Source organism: Microbacterium marmarense (assembly GCF_037204165.1).
Classification (GTDB): Bacteria; Actinomycetota; Actinomycetes; order Actinomycetales; family Microbacteriaceae; genus Microbacterium; species Microbacterium marmarense.
On sequence record NZ_JBBDGL010000001.1, the window covers coordinates 924,489 to 947,994 of the forward strand.

A 23,506-nucleotide genomic window follows, 5' to 3' on the forward strand; every position below is an offset into this window, starting at 1 on the left:
AAGCGGCATGCTGTGGGCATGATGCTCTCTCGCTCACGCCGGGTCTCCCGCACACTCCTCGTCGCAGGTCTTGCGGCCACTGTGGCACTTCTTGCTGCTTCATGTGCGGCGAGCGAAGAAGAAGCCTCTTCGTCGTCGTCTGCCACGTCAGAAGCAAGCGACACTGCCACCGAAACCGTTGTCGCTCCGACCGGCATTGACCTCACGCTCTTCGCCGACGACGCGATCGTCGGCGAGCCTGAGCTAGTTGACTGCACCCTCAGCGAAGGCACCGAAACCACGTGCTACGAGTTCACGATCTCGGGCTACCCGAGCACCTATGAGACCGGCCCATTCTGTCCAGACACCATTACAACGAGTGCTGACGATGCGGGTATCTGGTTCGATGGGGAAGACGTTTACGATCTCGATGGCGAGTTCATCGCTGGTCTTGCAGATCTGTACGGCAGCGGCTGGCAGATGTATGACGAAGACGGCAACGTGTATGTAACCGAAACTATCGAGGCCTTCGAGGCAGCCGCTCGGCCGGACGTCGATCCGGAATACCAGAACTACTGCATCGAGGGCAGCATCGACTTTCTCGACAACAGCGAGCCTATCGAAACGACCGTGACGATCCCGGCGGAACCCGTCGCCGCGTCCGCAGCGTCGTCAACGCAGGGCAACCTCGGGGTGACCCTTGATGGCGTCGTGATTGCGTTGTCGGCTCCAGTCGACGCAATCCTCGGCGCGTACACGATCGCCGCGTTCGACGACTGCGGCGGACACTACAACCCATTTGAGGGCTATCACCTGCATGGTGCGGCCGGATGCTCAGAAGTCGAGTCCGCCAGCGAAGACGAAACCGGACAGTTCGGCTATGCCATGGATGGTTACCCGGTCTTCAGCCCCTACACCGAAGAGCAGCTCGAGTCCGTTGAGTTGGACGAATGCAACGGGCATACCACCGAGGCCGAGGGGTATCACTACCACGCCAATGCCATCGAAGAGAATCTCGTCATCGAGTGCTTTGTCGGTCAGGTAGTCGCTAACGAAGAGGGCGCTGGCGGGCCGCCCGCCGGTGGACCCAACGACTAGCGCTGACGCCTGATTGCAACCCAAGGGATCAACAATGAAGCTTTCTTCAAAACTTCTGCTCGTTCCGATTGCCTGTTCGGCGTTGCTATTGGCGTCGTGTGCAGCCGAGAATACGGATGCTTCGACGCAGACCTCGGACTCCGAGTCCGTCACGGTTGAGACTCCTGAGTCCACGCAGGTCGAGCTGATCAGCCTGTTTGGCGATGACGCCCTCACCAGTGAAGCCACCACCGTCGACTGCACGCTCGAAAACGGCACCGACACGACGTGCTACCAGTTCGAGGTCGCGAGCCTGCCGTCCACGGTCGAAACAGACGGACCGTACTGCCCAGCGACCACCAGTGACATTGGCGGGATCTGGGTCTGGGACGGAGATGATCCCGGACTTTACGCACTCGACAGCGAGTACTGGGACATGATGTCGGCGCAAGGCTATGACTTCGTGGATGCTGATGGCAACATCTCGATCTCTGACCCTGCCGCGCCCTCAGAGACTGCAACTGAGAACTCTTGCTTGGAAGCGACCCCCGATGGCTCGTACCACCTGCAAGTGTTGATTCCTACGGCGCCGGAGCTGCTTGATGAGCCGGTAGACCTCACTGAGATCTCGCAGATCGGGCTTGCGTTCGACGGTGTCACGATCTTTGGTGATGCGCCCTCTGTCGCAGACCGTGGTGGTCTACCCGCGTTGGACGCGTGTGGCGGACATATTGACCCGAGCGGCTACTACCACTGGCATTTCGGTGCTGAGTCGATCCAGACGAACCTCGATGACGCCGACACCGGCCTCATCTGCGACGTCACCCAAGAAGTAGAGGCCTCGATCGGACTCGCGTTTGATGGCTACGTCATCTACGGGCCAGAAGAAGACGGTGCGGTGCCGAGCGATCTCGATGCCTGTGGCGGACACGTCTCAGACACGGATGAGTTCGGTGAGGTGTACCACTATCACCTGTCGTATGACTCGCCCAACCTGCCGCTGTGCCGGGTTGGTGCGGCAGCCGACGGCAAGCTGTCGAGTCCTGACGGCGACAACATCGCGTTACCTGACGGCGAAGGCGGCGGCCCCGACGACGGCGGCGGGCCTCCCGGTGGGAACGGCTGATAGGTGAATTCGTTTCATACTGAGCCCACGACGAGAAGCCGTGGTGTGTCGGTACTGATCGGTGTGGCGATGCTCCTGGGGCTCCTCACGATCGCCTCTCCTGCGGCAGCGCACGATGGAACCATCGCCCTCACGCTCGCCGTCGAGGACGGAAGAATCGTTGGAACGGGACTCGTCGCGTTCGAAGACGTGGGCCTCGAAGACACGTCTGGTGACGGGCTGATCGATCAGTCAGAGATCGGCGCGCAGCAGTCAGCGCTTGCCGAGAACCTGGTATCGATTGTCAAAGACAACGTCGAGCTCACCGTCAACGGTGGTGCGGTCGAGATCATTGGTGCTGGGCTCGGCGCAGACGAGTCGGTCGTTGCTTCTGAGTACATCGGACTTGCGTTCGCTACGGCAGAGTTTGGCGACGAAGATGTTGCGCAACTTGAGGTCGTGTGGCAGTTCACCTCACCGACCAACAGTGTCGTGGTTTCGCAAAACGACGAGCTGGTTATCGGGCACTTGAGCGATGACGGTGCCGTGACCTTCACGCTTGATGGGTGGGCGACCGCAGCATCCTTCTTCTTCCAAGGTATTGAGCACATTCGGCTGGGCCTTGACCACGCGCTGTTCCTGATTGTGCTTGCACTGGGCGTGGTTGGCGCGCGCGTCGATCGTTCAACCATGTGGCGGGTGGTGAAGCTTGTGACGGCGTTCACCGTGGGACACGCGATCAGCCTGTGTTTGGCGTATTTTGAGATCTTTCCGGTGCCCGCCGAGATAGTTGAGCCCGCGATTGCGCTATCGATCGTGGCCGTCGCAGCGCTCGCCGCGCTGGGCAGGCTGGGCAAGCATCCGTGGTGGATCGCCGGTGTGATCGGGCTCGTGCACGGGCTCGGCTTCGCGTCGAGCCTGGCACGGTTGGGCCTCGCGACCCAAAACCACATTGTGGCGCTGCTGATGTTCAACCTCGGCATTGACGTCGCGCAACTGGCGGTTGTGGCAATCGTGCTCGCGGTTTACGCGCTTCTGGGCTGGCTCTTGCCCCGACAGCTTGAGTATGTGCGAATTGCGGTCTGCGTCGCAGTCGGTTTGGTCGGCCTCTATTGGACGGTCACACGCGTTCTGCCGGTGTGACGATCCGTCATTCATGTGAATTTGTAACATCCAAGAAACTGTTCGAATGTGAATTAGCAACATTCAAGTCACATGCTTTGTGAAACAGTCGCCCAACGGGTGATTCGATCTCAGGGAGCACACGTGGACCGCGACAGCATCGAGCGAGGCGCACTACGCCTGGCTCTGCCTGTAGGCGCGGTGGTAATTGCGCTCGTCTTTGGCGGCCTACTCGTATCGACGCTGGGCGTCTCGCCGTTTGACGCTGCTGGAACGGTGATCCAAGCGGGGTTCAGCTGCTCGTCAACGCATTGCTCGCTCGCAGGAACCCTTGCGCTAGCCAGCCCCATCATCTTCTGTGCGCTCGGTGCGGTTGTCAGCCTGCGAAGCGGGCTGTTCAGCATTGGGCAGGAGGGGCAATACGCGCTGGGCGGACTTGCCGGTGCTGTGATCGGCTACTCGATTCCGGCGCCCGCGGTGCTCAGCCCGATTCTGTGCCTGCTCGCTGCGGCGTTGGTCGGCGCCGCTTGGGGTGTGATTCCAGCGATACTCAAGGTCTATCTCGGCGTCAATGAACTGATCATCACCATCGTGTTGAACGCGATGGCGGGCCTGCTGGTCGATTTCTTAGTGAACTACCCGCTTCGCGCGGAAGCTTCGACAGTGGGTTACACGCAGACGATCCGCGACGAAGCGAAGTTGCCCGTATGGGACGTGTCCACCAAGTTCGGACTCGCGTTCGTGCTCGCTGTTATCGCCTGTGGCCTGGTTTGGTTCTACCTGTCGCGCACGACGCGCGGGTACGAGCAGCGCATGAGCGGCGAGGCGACGTTGTTCGCCCGATACACCGGTATGTCGGCTACCGCGAGCGTGCTGAGAGCGGGCCTTATCGGCGGTGCCCTCGCAGGCATCGGTGGTGGTGTCCAAGTGATCGGTTCCAACTATCGCGTGATCGAAGGATTCAGCGACGGGACGGGGTTCACGGGCCTTACCGCGGCCATCCTTGGCGGAACGACTGCCATCGGTGCGGGCATCGTCGGTGTGTTCTACGCCGGAATCACCGTCGGCGCTGTGAACGGATTGCAGATCGCGCTGGGTGTGCCCCGCGAGATCGGCTCGACCGTGCTCGCCATGATGATCGTGCTGGTCGCTATCCAAGCCCCGCTATTGCTGAGGATTCAGCGTGCTATCGACAAACGGCGGGCGAACAGGCGCAGCGGAACATCGCGCGGAACCGTGATGGTCGGGAGCTCACAATGATCATGTTGGCGGACTTCCTCAACTCCGGCATTCGCCTTACCGTTCCGATTCTGTTCGCGGCGATCGCGTCGATGTTGTCGGCGCGCGCCGGGATTCTCAACCTCGCAATCGAGTCGAAGGTGCTCATCGGCGCATTCGTGGGGATTCTCGTCGCGGCCGGCACCGAGAACACCTTCATTGGAGTCGTCGCGGCGGCCGCTGCCGGCGCGGTAATCGGTGTCATCATGGCGTTCGCGCACCGCTTCGGTGTAGACCTGGTGGTTCTGGCCATTGGACTGAACATCTTGGTCTTGCAGCTCACCGTGTTTCTGATGCGCTCATACCTGGGCGGTGTAGGCACTTTCAAGCCCGATATTGAGACGTTGCCCACGATCGTCCTGCCGTTTGTCGAAGCCTTCCCGTTGCTCGACAGCCTGCTCAGTCGACTCAACTGGCTCGCATACAGCGCATTCTTTCTTGTGCTTCTGATCGCGATCTGGTTTCGCACCCGTCGTGGTCGTCATCTGCTCGCTGTCGGGGAGGCGCCTGGGGCTGCAGCAAGCGCTGGGCTGAAGGTCGATCGCGCACAGCTGCGTACCTTGATCGCTGCGGGGGCAATCGCTGGCCTCGGCGGCGCCTACCTGTCGGTGGGTGAACTGGGCCTCTTCACGCGAAACATGAGCGGTGATCGAGGCTGGATCGGCATTACCGCGGCTTTGCTCGCGTTGAACAAGCCCGCGCTTCTCATTCCCGCCGCAGGTCTCTTCGGCCTGGCCAGCGCGGCGAGCATTCGTTTGCAGCAGTTTGACGTTCCGTCCAACCTCACCCAGTTCATCCCCCAAGGAGCAGCCTTCGTGGCGCTGGTGATTGTCGGTCTGCAAGCCAAATCGCGCGGGCGCTTACTCCGACTGTGGTCGCGCAACTCCAAGATTCCGCTCGCACTACCCCGCCGCCGTCTGCGGCCGCCCGACGAAGCATCGTCTGCCGAAGCATCGTCCAACGACAAACAGGTGCCCAGAGACCATTCCCCCGAATCGCCACCCGACGAGAGCTCCCCGTCACGCTCCACCCCGATGCACCACTGAACTGCACCACCAACCAGGAGGTACAAATGTCAATCACCCGAACACGATCTACTGCGGGCCTCGCGCTCGCTCTTACCGCAGTCATCGCGCTCGCCGGATGCTCCACGTCATCCGACGAGACAGCCGATGCCAACGAAGAGACCTTCACCTACGCTCTTGTCACACCCGGCGCTGCGGGTGACGGCGGTTTCATTGACTCCGCGATCGCAGGAACTGTGCTGGCAGAGTCTGAACTTGGCGTGACCGGTCGAGTCGTCGAGGCCGAATCAGTCTCACAGCAAGAGTCAGTATTGCGCTCGACAGTCGCCACTCAGCCTGACATCATCCTTGCCCCGGGTCTCGATCCAGATTCGCTGTTGGCCGTTGCTGAAGAGAACCCCGACCAGCTGTTCGGTGTGCCCAGCGATATCTACGTCGACGAACTTCCCGACAACGTGCAGGCCTTCGCAATCAACGTGCACGAATCCAGCTTCCTCGGCGGGTATGTCGCGGGATCGCTCACGGAGACCAAGAAGGTCGGCGCAGTTTTGGGCATCGACAACCCGGGTCTGAACCAGTTCTTCTACGGATTCGAGCAGGGCGTGCTCGCCGCCTGCGCTGATTGCGTCGTCACGCCCACCTATCTGAACGGGGAGTTTGCTGACCCTTCTGTCGGGCAGGAAGCAGCTCTCGCGCTGTATCAGGACGGCAACGACATCGTCTTCGCCGTAGCGGGTCTCTCCGGCCAAGGCGTGTTTACCGCAGCCGAGCAAGAAGGAACGTACGCAATCGGTGTGGACTCGAATCAGGATGCAGACGCCCCTGGCAGTGTGATCGTGTCAGTGATGAAGCGGGTCGATATGACGACTTACAACCTCGTCGACGCGGCGCTCAACGGCGATTTCACAGCAGGTTTCGTTGCCGCGGGCATGGCAGACGGTGTCACAGGTCTGTCGTGGGACGACGGCTCGACGGTTTTTGCTGACGAAGGCCCCGCGACGTTGACCGCCCAGCTCCCCGACCTCGAAGTCGAGATTGCAGATCTCACTGAGCAGATCCTCGCTGGCGACCTCGAAGTGTGCGACGCACTCAACGATCCGAGCAGCGACGCATGCGCCGCGCTCGGGTTGGAAGGCTGACTGGCGCCCCCGGCCGGTTAGGAATTCACCCATGAGCCAGACCTCAGCAGACGCACCACGACTCGAGCTACGTGGAATGCGCAAGTACTTCGCTTCCTCCGGCGTGCTTGCTGTCGCAGATGTGTCGCTCGAGGTTTGGCCGGGTGAAGTCGTTGCGATCATCGGCGAGAACGGAACGGGCAAAAGCACTCTGATGAATCTCCTCTTCGGAGTTCATCCAGCTGATGCCGGAACCGTTCTCGTCGATGGTCAGCAGCGCGATATCAAAAGCCCGCAAGACGCCATCGACATGGGTCTGGGTATGGTGCATCAGCATTTTGAGCTCGTTCCGAGCTTCACCGTCGCGCAGAACGTGCTTCTGGGGCGGGAACCAGCGCGTGCGGGCTTCTATGACGATCGCGCGGCAAATGAGCGGGTTGCCGAGCTGGCAGCCGAGTCTGGGCTTGACCTTTCGCCGACTCAGCGAGTCGGCAGCCTGACGATAGGCGCACAGCAGCGGGTCGAGATTCTAAAAGCGCTGGCGGCAGACGCGCGGCTTCTCATTTTCGACGAGCCGACGGCCGTGCTCACTCCCGCAGAAGCCGATGACCTGGTCTTGATGATGCGCCGTCTGGCAGACACCGGACGTGCGGTTTTGTTCATCTCGCACAAGCTGCCCGAAGTGCAGGCCGTCGCAGACCGAATCATCGTCATGCGTCAAGGAAAAGTGGTGGCGAATCTTCGCCGAGGTGAAGCGGACGACGCGGAATTGGCTCGCCTCATGGTGGGGCGAGAAGTGCAACTTCACACGGCGCCACCTCGCGAAGCCTCGGGCGATGTCGTGCTTCACGTCGAAGACGTGCGGCTGCCAGGAGTCGGCGACACAGGAGATTCAGGAATCTCATTCGACCTGCACAAGCAACAAGTCGTGGGCGTGGCAGGCGTGAGCGGAAACGGTCAGGATGAGCTGATTGAAGCGCTCGCAGGGTTGCGTGCGCTCGACTCCGGAAAAGTGAGTGTGCGCGGCCAAGATCTGACCAATGCGCGACCCGCGCGAATCCGCGATGCCGGCGTCGCCCATATCGCCGCCGATCGCATGCATGTTGGTCTCAACGTGCAAGCAACCCTCGAAGAAAATGCCGCCGCCACCGCATTTCGCTCTCGCATGTTCAGCAGATTCGGCGTGATCAAACGCCGCGCGCGGCGCCGATTCGCTGAGAAGCTCATCTCGGACTACGAGGTGCGTGGTGCCGCCCCGACGCGGAGCGTCGCGTCGCTCTCAGGCGGCAACCTTCAGAAGATCGTCATCGGCCGCGAACTGGCCGGCCGCCCGTCGATTGTTCTCGCCAATCAGCCGACGCGTGGCTTGGATGTCGGATCGATCGAGTTCGTACACAGCGTGCTCCTAGATGCGTGCGCCGACGGAGCAGGTGTACTGCTTGTTTCTACCGAGCTCGATGAGATCTTTGCTCTCTCGCATCGCATCGCGGTCATGTACCGCGGAAAGCTCGTCGGTCCGTTTCCTCGCGAGCAGATGACACGTGAGCGAGTGGGAAGAATTATGGCTAGCGGAGAGGATGCATCGTGAAAACACAGCAGGAGCCACCACGAGTTGTTGTTGCCGACGTGGTCTGGACCGGCGACGGCCGGGTGCTTTCGCCCGGGGCCATCGAGATTGAGAATGGTGTCATCGTCGATGCGCGCCAGCTGGTGGGATCGCGACCCACAGGTTCGCATGTCAGCGATCTGGGGGACGCTCTCGTGATGCCCGGGCTCGTGAACACACATGCCCACACGCCGATGTCGCTGATGCGCGGTGTCGCGCAGGGCCACTCCCTGCTGTCGATGGAGGGGTTTCTGGGAGTCTTGCGCAATCGTGAAGCGCACCTCACTCCCGAGCTCGTACCAGCGTCGGTGGCTGTCAGCTGCGCCGATTTCATTCACCACGGCACCACATCGTTTGCCGATCAGTACTTCTATGCAGATGAGATAGCGCCGACCGTGATCAAGTCAGGCCTGCGCGCCGCCATCGCTTGGGGAATCGTCGAACTCGGTGATGATGCCGCGCGTGCCCGAGAGCTTCGATCGACGGCCGAGTTTGTGTCAGCGATGAGCGGCACCTCGGATCTTGTTCGCGGCTGGGTCGGTCCGCACGCTTTCTTCGTCGACAATCAACCGGAGGCGATGCTCGCCGCGCGTGATCTCGCCGAGAGGTTCGGAGTGGGCATGCACGCTCATTATTCGACATCAAGCGAAGAAGATGAATACTGCGACGAACACTACGGGGTGTCGTCACTGCGCAAGCTGGTTGAGATGCAGATGCTCGACGTGCCCACCATCCTCGCGCACTGCAACACGGTGCCGGTTGAAGAGCTGAGTCTGCTCGCGGGAACCCGAGCTTCTATGGCATTGATCCCCTCGGTGGCCATGCAATCGGGCGCGCCAGCTGCTCCAGTTCGGGATGCGATCGATCAAGGCGTGAACGTGACTCTCGGTAGCGACAACGTGTGCAACAACACCAACGTCGACCTGTTCGAAGAGATGCGCATGCTGGGTAAACTCGCCGCCTTCACGTCGCGCACGCCGAACAACGTGACACCCGATGAGATTCTGCGCATCGCGACGCGCAACGGTCACAAGGCACTGGGCGGCGCCGCGGTTGATGGTGCTCTCGCACCTGGCGCTGTTGCGGATCTGATCGCTTTGCCTCTTCGCGAGATCGCGAGAGGACCGATTGGCGCCCAGAGCCTCGAAGCCGCACTCGTGTATGGCACGAGCGGAGCATCTGTCACCGACACAATGGTGGCGGGGCGGTGGCTGATGCGAGACAAGCAGCTCCTTACCATTGACCTCAAGGGGCAACGAGAGCAGCAGCAGCGTGACTACGATGTGCTCGTAGGGCGGATGGCAGGTGGGGCAGACCATGGACGTCAATGAGCGACGCGGCGCGATCGAAGACTTGGTTATTCGCGACGGCGAGGTTCAGTTTGCGCAACTTGCTTTGCAGTTCGGCGTGAGCGAGATGACTGTCCGACGCGACATCGAGGCGTTGAGCAGTGCCGGAGTCGTGCGACGAATCTCAGGTGGAGCGATCGCACACGGTGGCACGGCATTTGAACCTTCCTACGGCGCACGCGCTGGGCGAGCTGCGGGGCCGAAGGCGCATATTGCTACCACCATCGTCAATCTCCTATCTCCCGGCGAGTCGGTCATCCTGGACAGCGGGTCGACGGTCGCTTCCGTCGCGCATGCGATCCAAGGGCGAGGCCTGGGACTGATCGTGGTGACGCCCTCTCTGACGGTTGCATCGATCCTTGCCGATGAACCGGACACCACAGTGATTTTGACCGGTGGACTCGTCCGTCCCGGCGAGCTCAGCCTCATCGGGCCAGAGGCAGAGCGGTTTCTCTCTCAGTACAACTGCGACACCTATATCGCTGGCATCTCAGGTATAGACCCTGTCCGCGGTTTGACGGAGTATCACCCCCAAGAAGCCGCCGTGAAACGAGCCGCAGCGGCAGTTGCTCGTCGAATCATTGTCGGTGCGGACGAGGCCAAGTTCGGTCGTACGCACCTCGTCAGCGTCGCGCCGATTAGTGACGTAGAAGTTGTCGTCACCGATGCGTCTCCCGAGCACCCCACGATCGTGGAGCTGCGCGAGCAGGGGGCCAACATCACTTTCGCCGAGGCGGAATCCACGCCGCCTGGCTCAAGCGCTCTCGGCTGATCGCATTTCGCACACTTTCCTCTCTCTAAACCTAGGAGTCGCATGTCCTCGCTTTTTCGCGCCGTTTTCCCGGCACAGACCAAACCTCTCATCGCTATGGCCCACGTGCCTGCACTGCCAGGCACCCCGCTCTACAACGCAGCCGAAGGCGTTGATGGGCTGGTAGCTCAGGTGACGCGCGACGTTGAGGTTCTCGTGGAGGCGGGATTCGATGCCGTGATGTTCTGCAACGAGAATGACCGGCCGTACCAGCTCAAGGCAGGTCCAGAAGCGGCGGCTGTCATGGCACGTGTGGTCACCGAATGCCGGCCATCATCGATTCCTTTCGGGGTCGACTATTTGTGGGACCCGAGCATCGCGCTCGCAACCGCGGTTGCCACGGGCGCATCCTTCATGCGTGAGGTGGTTACGGGAGTATGGGAGTCCGATATGGGCCTATGGAACACCGATGCGGCCGAGACATTGCGTGAACGTCGTCGCCTCGACGCCAGCGACATTGCGATCCTGATGAACATCTCACCCGAGTTCGCTTCGCCTATCGGGAACAGAACGTTTTCGCAGATTGCCAAGTCGACGGTGGTTTCATCCTTGGCCGACGGCATATTGGTGTCGGGACCAATGGCCGGCGCTGGTCCATCGACCACACTGTTGCGCGATGTGCGAGCCGCCGTGCCTGAAGAGACACCTGTTCTATTGAACACGGGAGCGCGAGCGGAAAGCATCGCTGAGATGCTCACGATTGCCGACGGTTGTATCGTCGGATCTTCGTTGAAGATCGACGGCGATACTTGGAACGCCGTGGATCGTGACCGCGCGCGACGCTTTGTCGACGCAGCACGCTCCTGAATGGCGGCCGACGATCAGGAGAGAACGTGACTGACTCACAGCTGGTCATCGGAATTGATATCGGCACAACCGGTGTGAAATCCGTGCTCGTTGACGTGGGCAGGGGGATCATCGCGCAGTCATCCCGAGCCAATGCTTTGACATCGACACACGCTGGCTGGGCTGAAGCCGACCCCGGCATGTGGCTGTCGAATGTGCTCGAAACGCTTGCCGAGCTGGCGACCGTCGCGGGCGGCCGCAGCGTCACGGCGATCGCGACGACAGGAATGGTGCCTGCGGTCGTCTGTCTTGATGTAGCGGGCAACCCCCTGCGCAACGCCATTCTCCAGAACGATGCACGCGCTGGCGCAGAGGTCGACCGAATCGCAGGGGCGACGACTGGTTCCAATCTTCTCGACGCTACTGGATCAGTTCCTAGCCAGCAGTCCGTGGCGCCAAAGGCGATGTGGTTGGCTCAGCATGAGCCCGACACCTGGGCAAAGACCCGGTGGGTAGTTGGTTCGTATGATTGGATCCTCGCTGCGCTCGGTGCGCAGATCCACGTTGAGTCCAACTGGGCACTGGAGTCTGGTCTATTCGATTTCGACGGGCACCCCTTCCCGGCGGTTAACGACCAGGTCCGGGGTCTTGCTGAGCGACTACCCCCCGTCATCGACCCGGGGCAGCTTGTAGGCGAACTTGATCCGCGTGTGGCAGATCGGGTCGGGCTTGCTCGTGGAATCCCGCTAGTCACGGGTGGAGCCGACCACGTGCTGTCTGCCTACTGTGCGGGACTTGTCGCCCCAGGCGACTGGCTGGTGAAGCTCGGTGGCGCCGGCGACATCCTCGCGGTAGCAGACGCGCCGATCGTCGACGAGCGGTTCTTTCTCGATCGGCATCCTGTCTCAGGTCTTTGGCTGCCCAATGGTTGTATGGCAACGAGCGGCAGCTTGGTTCGCTGGGTGCAGAAACTACTCAGTATTGCTGACCTGTCGGCGATGGATGCTGAAGCGACCGACCGACGAGCGGCAGAGGTTCTGTGCCTGCCCTACTTTCTCGGCGAGAAGAGTCCGCGCAATGATCCTGACCTTCGGGGAGTCTTCGCAGGGATGCATCTCGGGCACGACGCCGTCGATCTGTACCGCAGTGCTCTTGAAGGCATCGCATTCGGATTCAGGCACAACGCCGACGTCATGCGAGGGCGCGGAATCGCTATGGATCAGGCGACGGTCACGAACGGCGGCGCGACATCGCTGCTTTGGAAGCAGATTCATGCCTCGGTGCTGGGGGTGCCGCTGCGCACCGTTCGCAACCATCCCGGAGCATCGCTGGGCGCTGCGTTCGCGGCGGGAAGGGGCACAGCCGCCTTCGCTGACTGGCATGCGCCGCTCGAACTCATTGAAGAGGGCGAAACTATCGATCCGGTCGCCGAGCTGATCAATCGCTACGACGAGGCGTTCGGATTGTGGACCTCATTGGGAGACCTCACAGCGCCCACGATGCATGCTCTCGCGCGACGCTGAATAGGTCGGGGTGGGGCGCACCTAGTGTGCGCCCCACCCCGACCTATTTGGCTACTCTTTGTCTTTCTCGCTCTGCTCGTTCTTCTCGCGCTTACGCTGCTCGCGCTCTGCGCGTCGGTTTTCGCCAACCGTTAGCGATGCATCACCCGACGCTGTGTGACGCGGGTCCTCTGGGCCCTTGGGCTCAATACGGCCCGGCTCCAGCGTGCGGCGCACGTCGTCGGCGGTGACCACTGCAATTTGACCGGTTGCGGTGTCGTACCACTCGGTGAGTGCCGGGTCTTCGGAATCGAATCCGGCTCCCGCGCCCTCGTCGGCGCCCACTTCGGTGGAGCCGAAGACGAAGTCGTCGCCGTGCTCTGCAATACCAAGGCGAACACCCTGAGCGATCGCGGCCCTCGCATAGCGACGGCGCAACATATACGGGTCGGTCTGCAGTTCTCGGCCCCACGCGAACATGATGCCGATGACGATCATGGCGAACGGCAGTGCCGTCACGACCATGATCGATTGCAATCCAGACAGTGCAGTCTCGCCGCCTGCCAAGAGGAGAGCGAGCGCTGCTGCGCCGAGCAAGAGACCCCAGGTGATGGTCACCCACGTCGAAGGCTCCGGCTTGCCTCGCTGGCTCATCGAGCCCATGACGATGGCAGCCGAGTCAGCCGACGTTACGAAGAACAGCACGATCGAGATCATGGCGATGACGGAAACGACACCACCGAACGGCAGGTTCGACAGCATGGCGAACAGCACGGCCTGTGAGCCGCCGGCTTCGCTGATGCCCAACCCCTGCAGCTCCATCAGCATCGCGGTGCCGCCCATGATGCCGAACCAGACGATACACACGGCCGACGGCACAATGATCACGACGGTTACGAACTGTCGCAGGGTGCGACCGCGTGAGATCTTCGCGATGAACATACCGACGAAAGGCGTCCACGAGATCCACCATGCCCAGTAATAGTTCGTCCAGCTCGCCATGAAGGCGGCGGCGTCTTCGCCCTGCGCGGGGTTGCGCATGAGCATCGTCCACATGTCGTTGATGAAGGCTGGCACGCTGGCGGGGATGATATTCAGCAAGAACAGCGTCGGGCCCACGATGAAGACAAACAGACCGATGATGCCTGCCAGCACCATGTTGATGTTCGACAGCGCGCGAATGCCTCGCTTGATTCCCGAGACAGCAGACACGACGAATGCGGCGGTCAGCACCGTAATGATGATGATGATTGCGCTGTTGCCGAGCGGTCCGGCCCCCGTCACGAACTCCACGCCGCTGGCGATCTGAAGCGTTCCCATGCCGAGGGTGACGCCGGTTCCGAATAGCGTCACGATAATCGCGAACACGTCGATTGCGGCGCCGAGCGGGCCGTCGGTCTTCTCACCGAAGATCGGCTGGAAGATGGCCGAGATGAGTGGGCGTCGCCCACGACGGTACGCGGCGTATGCGATAGCCCCACCCACGAGAGCGTAGAAAGCCCACGCGAACGGTCCCCAGTGCAGGATCGACTGCGAGAGCGCGTCGAGCATTGCTGCTTCAGAGCCCGGTTCCGCGTCGAAGCCGGGCGGCACATTGTTGAAGTAGTAAAGCGGTTCAGCCGAGCCCCAGAAGAGGAGGCCAATACCCATGCCTGCCGAGAACAGCATCGCAATCCACGAGACGGTGGAGAACTCGGGCGCCTCATTATCGGCGCCGAGGCGGATGCCACCCGTACGGCCGTAACCGACGATGAACATGAACACGATGGTCACCATGGCGAGTGTTGAGAACAGCCAGCCGAAGTTCGTCGTCACCCAGGTCAGCGATGCCGACCCAACGGCGCTGATGCTGTCGGGAGCGGCGAATCCCCAGATCACCACGCCCAGCACCATGACGCCAGCGATTCCGAATACCGCCCAGTTGGTGCTGAACTGTCGGGGGGTGTCTTCGACGCCGATTCCCGGAATAAGTGCGGGGTGAGTCACCTCTTTGAGAATCTTCTTGGGGTCTGCCTTTTTAGGCGTATCAGAGCCACTTGGTGCGGTCATCGACGTGTCTCCTCTGCGTGTCCCACTTGGCGGGACTACGACTAGTTCGTTTCATTCGTCGTGAATCGTTCGCTCTACCTTACAGAACGCTGTGAATGCTCCAAAAGAGGGCTCACATCGTTCCGGTATCGTTCCCGATGGCACAGCAATGCGGCGGGCCCTCGATGGAAGGCAACACGATGCACTTCGGACTCATTCAGAACTACTCGAGCGACATTCATGAGATAGCGGACGCAGTGGAAACGTACGAGGCTGTCGGCCTTGACACGATCGCGGTCGCTGAGGCGTATTCATTCGATGCCGTCAGCCGGTTGGGCTATCTGGCAGCCAAGACCACGCGCATCGGCTTGATGTCCAACATCTTCCAGCTCTATACCCGCACGCCAAGCCTCACCGCGATGACCGCAGCGAGCCTGGACTCGCTCGCCGGAGGGGGCTTCACTCTGGGGCTTGGCGCTTCGGGCCCACAAGTGATTGAAGGCTTTCACGGGGTGAAGTACGACGCGCCGCTGGGTCGCACTCGCGAGATCGTCGACATCTGCCGTCAGGTGTGGCGCCGCGACCCGGTGATTCACGACGGTCGACACTATTCTGTGCCGCTGTCGCGGGAACAGGGCGGCACCGGCATGGGAAAGCCGCTGAAGCTCATCAATACGCCGGAGCGAACGAACATCCCCATTTCGATCGCGGCGCTCGGCAGCAAGAGCGTTGCTCAAGTCGCAGAGATCGCTGAGGGGTGGCAGCCCATCTTCTACGACCCCAACCGAGCTGACCGCGTCTGGGGCGAATCGCTGGAGCAGGGGTTGTCGCGTCGCGACCCCCAGCTCGGCACGCTCCAGATTCAGGTGCAAGTGTTCTTCGCCTTCGGTCACCCGTCGCCGAAGGCGCTGATGGCCGTGCGTGCGCAGCTGGCGCTCTACATTGGCGGCATGGGTGCGAAAGGCAAAAACTTCTACAACGACATTGCGGTGCGCTACGGCTACGAGGCTGAAGCGGCCGAGATCCAAGAGCTGTACCTCTCGGGGCGTCAAGCCGAGGCGATCGCGGCCGTGCCAGACGAACTGCTCTATGGCGTTGCGCTCTTCGGCGACGGTGAGGAGTTGAAGCGCCGCATTGCGGCGTTCGAAGCCGCTGGGGTGACCACCCTGCTGCTTGCACCCGTCGCCGACACCCCCGAGCAGCGGCTGAACGATGTCACGTCGCTGCTCGATCTGGTGCGCGACTAGCTAGATCAGTACCAGCCGACAGACTCAGAGTGCGACCATGCACCACAAGGCGTGCCGTAGGCCGCCGAGATGTACCCGAGGCCCCACGCAACCTGAGTCGCTGCGTTCGTTTGCCAATCCGCACCGGCGCTCGCCATCTTGCTGCCGGGCAGCGACTGCGGAATGCCGAACGCCCCACTGCTGGCGTTGTAGGCCTGGTAGTTCCAGCCCGATTCGCGGTTCCACAGCGACACGAGGCATGAGAACTGGTCGGCGCCCCATCCGTACTGCGAGGCGCCCAGCTCCTGTGCATATGCTTGCGCATCGCCAGCGGAGTTCGAACCGGTAGCCGCAACGGCGGCGCCAGTGCCCGTGGCTTGTTCAGCCGACTCCTCGGCTGCCGCGGCCTCAGCTTCCGCGGCGGCTGCTTCGGCGGCTTGCTGTTCAGCCGCTGCTTTCGCGGCGGCTTCTTCTGCCGCTTTCTTGGCAGCCGCGGCAGCTTCTTCGGCGTCTGCTAGTTTTCCGCTCAGCTCGTCGGCGCGCGCCTGCACGAGTTCGGTCTCAGCAACGGTGTCAGCAGTGAGCCCAGGAAGAATCAGCAACGGCATTACCTCGAGCCCATCGAACTTCTCGATGTAGTCGCGAAGCGCCGTTGTGTCGATCGACGTGTCATCGGTGTCGAGTTCGAGGTCGGATGCTGCCACGTCGCCGACTACCGTCGCAGCCGCCGTCAGCGTGGCGTTGGCCGCGTCGAGGGCAGACTGCGCCTGGACGGAGATGTCGTCGAGAGTTTGTGCGTCGTCGTTCGCATCAGCAAGCGCGGTAACCGTCGACGCCGACGTGAGAGTCTGCGCTGTCGCGGGGGTAGCCGTGGCGATACCGGCGGCGATCAGCAGCGAGAGGCTCAGCCCGAAGGCGGCGGAGCGAGTGGCGGTCATGCCTCGCAGTGAAGGGTTTTCAGTGCGAGCGGGCTGGGGGAAGAGCATGGGGGAGGCGTTCTTTCTGAGGGAACTCGGTGCCGAACTCCGCGGCAGTTGCGCAGTCGGGTGAGCGCAAGTGAACGAGTCTGGGCGCTCGCTCTGGACGAACCCCTTGTGAGCGCTGGTAAAAGCGTGAGAACGCGGCTGACCCACTTCCGCGAAACATGACTTCGCGCACGAAACAGGCCGCACGACAGCTCGTCTCGCGCACGAGGTCATGTTTGGGGGAAAGTCGGTTGCGCCAGCGCGTGCGGTGCGCATCACCGCGGTACTCGCGAGTCGCTACCAGGCGTCGACGGTGAGGTGCATCGCCTGCACGTACTCGTGGATCTCTTCCGCGCTGGCGCCCGAGCGCATCACGACGTGGAGTCCAAGGAGGTAGGTCGTGAGCACATCAGTGCGCGCCCGTGCGAACTCGGCCTCGCTTTCGCCGCCGGGCCACGCCGCTGCGACAAGCGTCGACAGCTGTTGACGCATCTGCTGTCGGTAGTCGGATGCGAAGTCATAGCCGGGCAGCGTGCCGCGCAGCTCGTTCGAAGCCATCACCATCAGGCATCCATCGCGACCACGCTCTGACACGGCATCGATCTCAAACAGGGTCAGGAACTTGTGAGCCGCACTGATGCCGCTACCGGATTCGGCGATGAGTTGGGAGAACATCTGCATCCGCTCCGCGAGGTAGCGGCGCAGCACGATTGCGAACAGTTCTTCTTTGCTGCCGAAGGTGCGATAGAGGCTCGGTTTGTGCATTCCGCTGGACTCGACGATGTCGCTCATCGTGGTTTGGGAATAGCCCTTGCGCCAGAAGAGCGCGGTGAGCTCAGCCAGCACGCGCTCTTCGTCGAAGAGGCGTGGCCGGCCGACGGCGGTGCTGGCTATCGCGCTCATGGCGACACTCTACGCCGATGCAGACGAATTTGAAACCGCTCGGTAGTAAAGCTGGTTGAACTATGTTACCGTTCGGTACCGAATACATCTTGTGTGGCGTTGGCGTGTGCCTGCGCGTACCAGTCGAGAGAAAGAGGATCACCATGGAACTTCGCAACCGTCGCGGAATCATCACCGGCGCAGGGCAAGGAATCGGTCGAGAAATTGCTCTCGAGTTTGCGGCCGAGGGCGCACACCTGCTTCTCGTGGGCCGTCGCGAACAGACGTTGAATGAGACCGCACAGCTCGTCAAGGCTGCGGGCGGCAGCGCAGAGATTCTTGCCCAAGACCTCAGTACCGCAGACGGTGTCAACGCGGTCGCTCAGGCTGTTGACTCGTGGGACGCCGTGAACTTGCTGGTCAACAACGCCGGCAACGTGCGTGCCGGTCGTCTCGAGAACTCAAGCGAGAATGACGTGCGCGCGATGCTGGATCTTGACCTCAGCGCGCCGATCCTGCTGACACGGGCGCTTCTGCCTCAGTTGCGCGCGAGCGGTGCGGCAGACGGCGGTGTCATCGTGAACGTCTCAAGCTCGATCGCCCTCGTCGCTATGCCTTTCTACGCCGTCTACGCAGCCGCCAAGTCTGGGCTTGCTGCCTTTGGCGAATCGCTGCGCCGTGAGCTTCATGGCACTGGCGTGCACGTCGCCACTTTGTACCCGGGCGCGACGGACACGGCGATGATGACCACCAACAACGCGGGTTGGGAAACTGCATCGGTCGCCGATGTGGTGGGAACGCTAATGGCAGCCCTCGCCGCTGGCGAGCATGAGATCAACGCCACTCCGGAGTCTGCTCGAGGTATGCAGCAACTCAACGCGACGGACTCCTTGGCCGTCGACGCGATGATCGTGCCTGGACTCGCTGACATGGAAGCTGCTGTGCAGGATCACCGCAGCATCTGAGAACTGATTGGTGCCCGTCGCGCGAGCGGTGGCTGACCCCGGGGTGGCGTCCAGCGGTGGCTGACCCCGCGGTGGCGTCCAACGGCGGCTGACCGCGCCGTGGCGCGGCGCCTAGGCGCCCAACTGTGGCGCCTAGGCGCCGCTTAAGCAGTCGCTGTAGACAGCGCGGTCATAGCCGGCACATCGAGCAACACGATGCGCCCCCTCGATTGCCTGATGAGGCCGCGGGAAGCGAGATCAGACATCGCCTTGCTGGTCGACTCTCGGGTGGTGCCGAGCAACCCCGCGAGCTGTTCGTGGGTCAGCCTGATCGTGACGTGGCCCGTCCGTGAACGGCGTTGCGGCTCACCCAAACGCACGAGCGTGCTCGCTAGACGAGCCAGCAACGGACGCAGCGCGAGATCGGTGAGGCGCTCTTCGAGGCGCGCAACCTGCTCGCCGAGGTGCCGAGAGATGCGAATCGCGATGCGCGGGTCTGAGAGCAAATGCTGTTCCACATCTGTGACGCTCAGTTCGCACAGCAACGTCTCTTCGATCGCTTCGGCATAGTTGTCGTACATGCGTTGCCCGACCAGCATCATTTCGCCGAACACCGCACCGGGCTCAAGTATCGCCATCGTAAGTGCTTTGCCGTCTTCGGTGACGCGAAAGACCCGCACGCGCCCAGATTGCAACACGAACAGTGCGTGCACCGGCTGGCTCTGGCTGAAGACCAGCTCGCCCGTGCGATAGGTGCGAGATGGCGCCATCCGGTCAATCGCGGCGAGCTCATCTGGTGAGAGGTCGGCGAAGAGTTCGACCGCGCTCAAACAATTGAAGGGCTCGTCGGTGGCAGATACCAAGGGGTTGCTCTCTCGCTGAGTGGGGGCCCACGGGCGTTGACCCGAGAGCGGTGCGGCCACCACGTTGGCAGCGCACTGATCAATCATGTGCCCACCACCTGATAATCCACTCATGAGCGTGGTCGCTGCCGCTTAGCGATACTCCGGGTTGGCGTCGAAGCCGAAGCGCTCGCCATCGTTCCACGCCTCACGAAGGTTGCCGTACGCGGGTACGCCGCCGGCATCTTTCAACATGCGCGCGAGGTGAAGCAGGTTCCACGTCATGAATGTGGTGTTGCGGTTGGTGAAGTCGTTCTCAGGACCGCCCGAGCCAGGGTCGAGGTAGCTCGGCCCCGGACCTACTTCGCCGATCCAGCCCGCATCTGCAGCCGGGGGAATGGTGAAACCGATGTGCTGCAGGCTGTACAGCGTTGACATAGCGGCGTGCTTGACCCCGTCTTCGTTGCCCGTGATCAACGTGCCGCCGGTCTTGCCGTAATAGACATACTGACCTTTGTCGTTGAACAGGCCGCTCATGGCGTAGAGCCGCTCGATGAGTTGTCTGGTCGTTGAGGCGTTATCGCCCAGCCAAAGCGGTCCGCCGATCACCAGGATGTCTGCGGCGTCAATCTTGGGCCAGATTTCGTCGGGCCACGCGTCTTCATCCCACCCGTGCTCGCGCATGTCGGGATAAACACCGGTGGCGACGTTGTGATCGATGAAGCGGAGGCTGTCAACACTCACTCCCTGCGCACGCATCAGCGCGATGCTTCGATCCATCAACCCCTGCGTGTGACTGAGGTCGGGACTCTTCTTGAGCGTGCAATTGATGAAGACAGCGCTCAGATCGGAGTATGTGGCTGACGGTCGTTGTGAGGCGTTCATGGGGCCGATGCTACGCCGCGAGAACGCTCTCCTCTGTGTTGTCGGTTACAGACCAGAAGGCTTCACCCTGTTAGACAGTTAGAGCACGCGAGTGTTGAGAAAGCAGTGAGGGGAATCGGATGCTGAATTCTGGCACATGGGATCTTGTTGTCGTGGGCGGGGGCAGCGCGGGGCTGGTCGCGAGCAAGACTGCGGCAGGGTTCGGCGCGAGGGTGCTGTTGATCGAGCGGGATCGTCTCGGTGGCGACTGCCTATGGATGGGCTGCGTGCCCTCGAAGACGCTGATCGCGGTCGCGCACGACGTCGATGCGGCCCGTCGCGCCGGGCGCAGCGGGCCTTTAGACCCTGAACTTGCGCAATCTGATTTTGAGCGGGCAATGTCGTCGGTGACGCGAGCGATCACGACCATCGCCCCCGTGGATTCCCCTGAAGCGCTTGAAGCCGAGAACGTTTCGGTCATGATCGGCGATGCTCGCTTCACATCGGCAAAAACCCTGGATGTGAACGGTCAGAAGGTGACCTTTCGTCAGGCTGTTGTCGCCACAGGCAGCTCTCCCGCTCTGCCCAACATCGAAGGCGCCGAAACAGTGCAGATGCGCACGAGCGAGGACTTCTGGGACCTCACCGCCCTCCCGCCGCGCCTCGTGGTGCTGGGCGGGGGAGCGATCGGCAGTGAGCTTGGTCAAGCCATGGCGCGACTGGGATCTCAGGTGACGATCGTTCACCGAGGCTCACGGCTGCTCCCCAAAGAAGACGAAGAAGCCAGCGAGATCGTTCATCGGGCCATGACCGACGACGGCGTGACCGTGCTCACCGGGCGTTCGGCAGTGGCCGTTCGCTCAACCGATGGACAGTCTGGTGTCGTCACCTTGGATGACGGTGCTGAGGTTGCGTTTGATGCGATCGTCGCGGCGCTTGGTAGAACTCCGCAAGCCGACTCGCTCGGACTTGAGCTTGCGGGGGTTGATCGTGATGCAAAGGGATACGTCGAAGTCGATGACAGCCTTCGCACCACAAACCCCAGAATCTGGTCGGCGGGCGATATCACCGGGCTAGCGCAGTTCACTCACACTGCCGGAGTCAACGGGAGTGTGGCGGCCACCAACGCCATCTTGGGACTGCGCCGAAAGGCGGAGACGCGCGTCGTGCCACGCGTCACATTCACCGCACCCGAGGTTGCCGCCGTCGGCCTCCAAAGCGCTGATGCGACAGCCGGACGCCATCGGGTTGTGACCTGGCACCACGAACATTCCGACCGTGCGATTGCAGAGAACAACACCGCAGGGTTCGCCCGCATCGTCGTCGACCGTCGAGGGAAGATTCTCGGCGGCACAATCGTCGGCCCTCGCGCGGGCGAAACGATGGGAGAGTTAGCCCTCGCGATGAAGGCCAATCTGTCAACCAGCGTGCTGGCGGGAGTGATCCACCCGTATCCGACGTTCAACGACCCGCTGTGGAACACCGCGGTCGCAGATGTGCGGTACCGGTTGCGCCGAGGCGCGTTCGCCGTCGCGGTTCAGGCGCTGCGCCGACTGCGAGCGCTCCGCGTTCGCTAGCGCAGAATTCGTACCGCGAGCGCAACGCGTTGCACAGCGCTGGCGAACACCACGGCCGCCCACACCAGCGCGATTTGCCATGCAAACCACGGCAAGATCAACCACAAACTGTGGACGAAGATGGTCTCGGCCCCCTCGGCGATGCGCCCGAGGAAAGACAGCGATCGTCCATCGTCGATGCGCCGGCCGGTACGTTCAGCGATCGACGAGAACGCGAGGAAAGTTGTGCCGTTGAGGTAATAGGCGAACAGCACCAAGAGGAATGGCCACCACGGCGCATCGAAGGCGGCGGCCGCTCCGATGGCGACGCCGACAACGGTCGCGCCGTAGGTAGCGAAGTCCGCGACGATGTCGAGAAACCCACCCACTTCGCTGTCAGAACCGTGCTTCGAACGGCGACGAGCCAACGCGCCGTCGAGACCGTCGAAAACTCGTGACAGCAACCAGGCGATGAGCGCCGGGACCCACAACTGAAAGGCTGCAAGAGCTGCGCTGGCAAGCCCGAGGAGCATCCCGACCAGCGTGAGGCGGTTCGGTGTAACCCACGTCACATCGATCGTCCGTGCGCCCCACTCCAGTGGCCGCTGCAGCGCCCGCCGCAGCTGAGAATCGATCATTCCGCAGAACCGCCAGCGGCGGGGGAGTCCGACGCGGTTTCTGAGTCGGCATTCGCGGCATTGCTGCGTGAACGCGAGCGGATGCGCACGGCGAGCACAGCGCCACCGATCGTGAGGATCCCGAGAAACGCCATCGCTATGAAGAACGGCCACTCAAGACTGAACCCGTACGCGCCCACAGCGACATACGCGAGGCTTCCCGGCACGATTCCAATCATCGTGCCGAGGGCGTAGTCGCGACGGCGCACGCTCGTGAGCCCTGCGGTGTAGTTGAGCACGGCGAATGGAAACAAGGGAACCAATCGAACTCCGATGACCGTCGCCATTCCGCGACTGCGCAGCAGATCATCGACTGCCGCGACCCGCGCTCCAGTGATTCGCTCGATTGATTCGCGTCCGAGCACGCGGCTGGCGGTGAAGGCGATCATCGCGCCGCCGAGCGCGCCGAGATACACCGCCAGAAATCCCACACCGAGTCCCCACACCAGCCCCGCAGCGATACTCATCACGCTGCTGGGAATGGGTGTGAGCGTGGCGAAGGCATAGACAATCGCGAATACGATCGGCACCCAGATCCCGCCAGCGTCGGCAACAGCCCTAATCTCATCGACGCTCGGCAACGGCACAAGCAGTCCAATGACGACGACGGTAGCGAGGAATGCGGCAAAGATGACAATGCGCCACTTGGCGCTGATTTTCGAGATCCGCATTTTAGACATGCTAGGTCGCATACCAAAGATCCGTCTGTGTCATAGATCACCATCCGCAGACGAAGCTGCCAACTAATCTTGCCCATACCCGCC

Annotated in this window: 21 protein-coding genes; 14 read left to right on the forward strand and 7 right to left on the reverse strand. The window is 61.9% G+C overall.

The window, feature by feature from the left end:
- Window positions 1-18 precede the first annotated feature (18 nt).
- The 11 genes from WDU96_RS04120 (at window position 19) to WDU96_RS04170 (ending at window position 12,779) form a co-directional block, all read left to right on the forward strand.
- Complete coding sequence (locus WDU96_RS04120; RefSeq protein WP_337337215.1) at window positions 19-1,077, forward strand: YHYH protein; 1,059 nt, start codon at window positions 19-21, stop codon at window positions 1,075-1,077.
- Between the two features lie 34 nt (window positions 1,078-1,111).
- Window positions 1,112-2,182 (forward strand): YHYH protein, encoded by a 1,071-nt coding sequence (locus WDU96_RS04125; RefSeq protein WP_337337216.1) that lies wholly within the window; start codon window positions 1,112-1,114, stop codon window positions 2,180-2,182.
- Between the two features lie 45 nt (window positions 2,183-2,227).
- Window positions 2,228-3,304 (forward strand): HupE/UreJ family protein, encoded by a 1,077-nt coding sequence (locus WDU96_RS04130; protein WP_337337217.1) that lies wholly within the window; start codon window positions 2,228-2,230, stop codon window positions 3,302-3,304.
- 123 nt (window positions 3,305-3,427) lie between these two features.
- Window positions 3,428-4,543 carry an ABC transporter permease gene (locus WDU96_RS04135; protein WP_337337218.1) on the forward strand — a complete coding sequence of 372 codons (1,116 nt, stop codon included), beginning with the start codon at window positions 3,428-3,430 and terminating at the stop codon, window positions 4,541-4,543.
- Window positions 4,540-5,607 carry an ABC transporter permease gene (locus tag WDU96_RS04140; RefSeq protein ID WP_337337219.1) on the forward strand — a complete coding sequence of 356 codons (1,068 nt, stop codon included), beginning with the start codon at window positions 4,540-4,542 and terminating at the stop codon, window positions 5,605-5,607. The genes WDU96_RS04135 and WDU96_RS04140 overlap by 4 nt, the downstream gene beginning before the upstream one ends.
- A 26-nt stretch (window positions 5,608-5,633) precedes the next feature.
- Window positions 5,634-6,725, forward strand: a complete 1,092-nt coding sequence (locus WDU96_RS04145; RefSeq protein WP_337337220.1) for a BMP family ABC transporter substrate-binding protein — start codon at window positions 5,634-5,636, stop codon at window positions 6,723-6,725.
- Between the two features lie 31 nt (window positions 6,726-6,756).
- Window positions 6,757-8,292 (forward strand): ABC transporter ATP-binding protein, encoded by a 1,536-nt coding sequence (locus WDU96_RS04150; protein ID WP_337337221.1) that lies wholly within the window; start codon window positions 6,757-6,759, stop codon window positions 8,290-8,292.
- Complete coding sequence (locus tag WDU96_RS04155; RefSeq protein ID WP_337337222.1) at window positions 8,289-9,641, forward strand: amidohydrolase family protein; 1,353 nt, start codon at window positions 8,289-8,291, stop codon at window positions 9,639-9,641. Before WDU96_RS04150 ends, WDU96_RS04155 begins: the two co-directional genes overlap by 4 nt.
- A complete protein-coding gene (locus WDU96_RS04160) occupies window positions 9,628-10,431 on the forward strand; it encodes a DeoR/GlpR family DNA-binding transcription regulator (protein WP_337337223.1) in 804 nt (267 codons plus the stop codon). Before WDU96_RS04155 ends, WDU96_RS04160 begins: the two co-directional genes overlap by 14 nt.
- A 42-nt stretch (window positions 10,432-10,473) precedes the next feature.
- Window positions 10,474-11,277 carry a BtpA family protein gene (locus tag WDU96_RS04165; protein ID WP_337337224.1) on the forward strand — a complete coding sequence of 268 codons (804 nt, stop codon included), beginning with the start codon at window positions 10,474-10,476 and terminating at the stop codon, window positions 11,275-11,277.
- Window positions 11,278-11,303: 26 nt separating this feature from the next.
- Window positions 11,304-12,779, forward strand: coding sequence for an FGGY-family carbohydrate kinase (locus tag WDU96_RS04170; protein WP_337337225.1), 1,476 nt, complete (start codon window positions 11,304-11,306; stop codon window positions 12,777-12,779).
- Between the two features lie 51 nt (window positions 12,780-12,830).
- Here WDU96_RS04170 and WDU96_RS04175 read toward each other — a convergent pair whose 3' ends face one another.
- Complete coding sequence (locus WDU96_RS04175) at window positions 12,831-14,807, reverse strand: BCCT family transporter (protein ID WP_337337226.1); 1,977 nt, start codon at window positions 14,805-14,807, stop codon at window positions 12,831-12,833.
- 137 nt (window positions 14,808-14,944) lie between these two features.
- Here WDU96_RS04175 and WDU96_RS04180 point away from each other — a divergent pair, with 137 nt between their 5' ends.
- A complete protein-coding gene (locus WDU96_RS04180) occupies window positions 14,945-16,033 on the forward strand; it encodes an LLM class F420-dependent oxidoreductase (RefSeq protein WP_337337227.1) in 1,089 nt (362 codons plus the stop codon).
- Between the two features lie 5 nt (window positions 16,034-16,038).
- Here the strand turns inward: WDU96_RS04180 and WDU96_RS04185 are convergent, their stop codons facing one another.
- The gene (locus tag WDU96_RS04185) at window positions 16,039-16,950 is read right to left on the reverse strand and encodes an aggregation-promoting factor C-terminal-like domain-containing protein (RefSeq protein ID WP_337337228.1); all 912 of its coding nucleotides are present in this window, start codon (window positions 16,948-16,950) and stop codon (window positions 16,039-16,041) included.
- A 324-nt stretch (window positions 16,951-17,274) separates the two neighbouring features.
- Window positions 17,275-17,880 (reverse strand): TetR/AcrR family transcriptional regulator, encoded by a 606-nt coding sequence (locus tag WDU96_RS04190; protein WP_337337229.1) that lies wholly within the window; start codon window positions 17,878-17,880, stop codon window positions 17,275-17,277.
- 143 nt (window positions 17,881-18,023) lie between these two features.
- On the opposite strand from WDU96_RS04190, the gene WDU96_RS04195 reads away from it, so the two are divergent.
- A complete protein-coding gene (locus tag WDU96_RS04195) occupies window positions 18,024-18,824 on the forward strand; it encodes an SDR family NAD(P)-dependent oxidoreductase (protein WP_337337230.1) in 801 nt (266 codons plus the stop codon).
- 143 nt (window positions 18,825-18,967) lie between these two features.
- Here the strand turns inward: WDU96_RS04195 and WDU96_RS04200 are convergent, their stop codons facing one another.
- Both WDU96_RS04200 and WDU96_RS04205 read right to left on the reverse strand, forming a co-directional pair.
- Window positions 18,968-19,753 (reverse strand): Crp/Fnr family transcriptional regulator, encoded by a 786-nt coding sequence (locus WDU96_RS04200; protein WP_337337231.1) that lies wholly within the window; start codon window positions 19,751-19,753, stop codon window positions 18,968-18,970.
- Window positions 19,754-19,798: 45 nt separating this feature from the next.
- The gene (locus WDU96_RS04205; protein ID WP_337337232.1) at window positions 19,799-20,530 is read right to left on the reverse strand and encodes a flavodoxin family protein; all 732 of its coding nucleotides are present in this window, start codon (window positions 20,528-20,530) and stop codon (window positions 19,799-19,801) included.
- A 119-nt stretch (window positions 20,531-20,649) separates the two neighbouring features.
- Between WDU96_RS04205 and WDU96_RS04210 the strand changes: the two genes are divergently transcribed.
- The gene (locus WDU96_RS04210; protein WP_337337233.1) at window positions 20,650-22,086 is read left to right on the forward strand and encodes a dihydrolipoyl dehydrogenase family protein; all 1,437 of its coding nucleotides are present in this window, start codon (window positions 20,650-20,652) and stop codon (window positions 22,084-22,086) included.
- On the opposite strand, the gene WDU96_RS04215 is transcribed toward WDU96_RS04210, so the two are convergent.
- Together WDU96_RS04215 and WDU96_RS04220 are read right to left on the reverse strand one after the other, a co-directional pair.
- A complete protein-coding gene (locus WDU96_RS04215; protein ID WP_337337234.1) occupies window positions 22,083-22,703 on the reverse strand; it encodes a CDP-alcohol phosphatidyltransferase family protein in 621 nt (206 codons plus the stop codon). The genes WDU96_RS04210 and WDU96_RS04215 overlap by 4 nt on opposite strands.
- The gene (locus WDU96_RS04220; RefSeq protein ID WP_337337235.1) at window positions 22,700-23,413 is read right to left on the reverse strand and encodes a TVP38/TMEM64 family protein; all 714 of its coding nucleotides are present in this window, start codon (window positions 23,411-23,413) and stop codon (window positions 22,700-22,702) included. The genes WDU96_RS04215 and WDU96_RS04220 overlap by 4 nt, the downstream gene beginning before the upstream one ends.
- Between the last annotated feature and the right edge of the window lie 93 nt (window positions 23,414-23,506).

What these genes read in the sequence shown, in the direction of transcription:
- WDU96_RS04120 (WP_337337215.1), top strand. Translation starts at nt 19, where the DNA reads ATGATGCTCTCTCGCTCACGCCGGGTCTCCCGCACACTCCTCGTCGCA.
- WDU96_RS04125 (WP_337337216.1), top strand. Translation starts at nt 1,112, where the DNA reads ATGAAGCTTTCTTCAAAACTTCTGCTCGTTCCGATTGCCTGTTCGGCG.
- WDU96_RS04140 (WP_337337219.1), top strand. Translation starts at nt 4,540, where the DNA reads ATGATCATGTTGGCGGACTTCCTCAACTCCGGCATTCGCCTTACCGTT.
- WDU96_RS04145 (WP_337337220.1), top strand. Translation starts at nt 5,634, where the DNA reads ATGTCAATCACCCGAACACGATCTACTGCGGGCCTCGCGCTCGCTCTT.
- WDU96_RS04150 (WP_337337221.1), top strand. Translation starts at nt 6,757, where the DNA reads ATGAGCCAGACCTCAGCAGACGCACCACGACTCGAGCTACGTGGAATG.
- WDU96_RS04160 (WP_337337223.1), top strand. Translation starts at nt 9,628, where the DNA reads ATGGACGTCAATGAGCGACGCGGCGCGATCGAAGACTTGGTTATTCGC.
- WDU96_RS04165 (WP_337337224.1), top strand. Translation starts at nt 10,474, where the DNA reads ATGTCCTCGCTTTTTCGCGCCGTTTTCCCGGCACAGACCAAACCTCTC.
- WDU96_RS04175 (WP_337337226.1), bottom strand. Translation starts at nt 14,807, where the DNA reads ATGACCGCACCAAGTGGCTCTGATACGCCTAAAAAGGCAGACCCCAAG.
- WDU96_RS04180 (WP_337337227.1), top strand. Translation starts at nt 14,945, where the DNA reads ATGGCACAGCAATGCGGCGGGCCCTCGATGGAAGGCAACACGATGCAC.
- WDU96_RS04185 (WP_337337228.1), bottom strand. Translation starts at nt 16,950, where the DNA reads ATGACCGCCACTCGCTCCGCCGCCTTCGGGCTGAGCCTCTCGCTGCTG.
- WDU96_RS04190 (WP_337337229.1), bottom strand. Translation starts at nt 17,880, where the DNA reads ATGAGCGCGATAGCCAGCACCGCCGTCGGCCGGCCACGCCTCTTCGAC.
- WDU96_RS04195 (WP_337337230.1), top strand. Translation starts at nt 18,024, where the DNA reads ATGGAACTTCGCAACCGTCGCGGAATCATCACCGGCGCAGGGCAAGGA.
- WDU96_RS04200 (WP_337337231.1), bottom strand. Translation starts at nt 19,753, where the DNA reads ATGATTGATCAGTGCGCTGCCAACGTGGTGGCCGCACCGCTCTCGGGT.
- WDU96_RS04205 (WP_337337232.1), bottom strand. Translation starts at nt 20,530, where the DNA reads ATGAACGCCTCACAACGACCGTCAGCCACATACTCCGATCTGAGCGCT.
- WDU96_RS04210 (WP_337337233.1), top strand. Translation starts at nt 20,650, where the DNA reads ATGCTGAATTCTGGCACATGGGATCTTGTTGTCGTGGGCGGGGGCAGC.
- WDU96_RS04215 (WP_337337234.1), bottom strand. Translation starts at nt 22,703, where the DNA reads ATGATCGATTCTCAGCTGCGGCGGGCGCTGCAGCGGCCACTGGAGTGG.
- WDU96_RS04220 (WP_337337235.1), bottom strand. Translation starts at nt 23,413, where the DNA reads ATGCGGATCTCGAAAATCAGCGCCAAGTGGCGCATTGTCATCTTTGCC.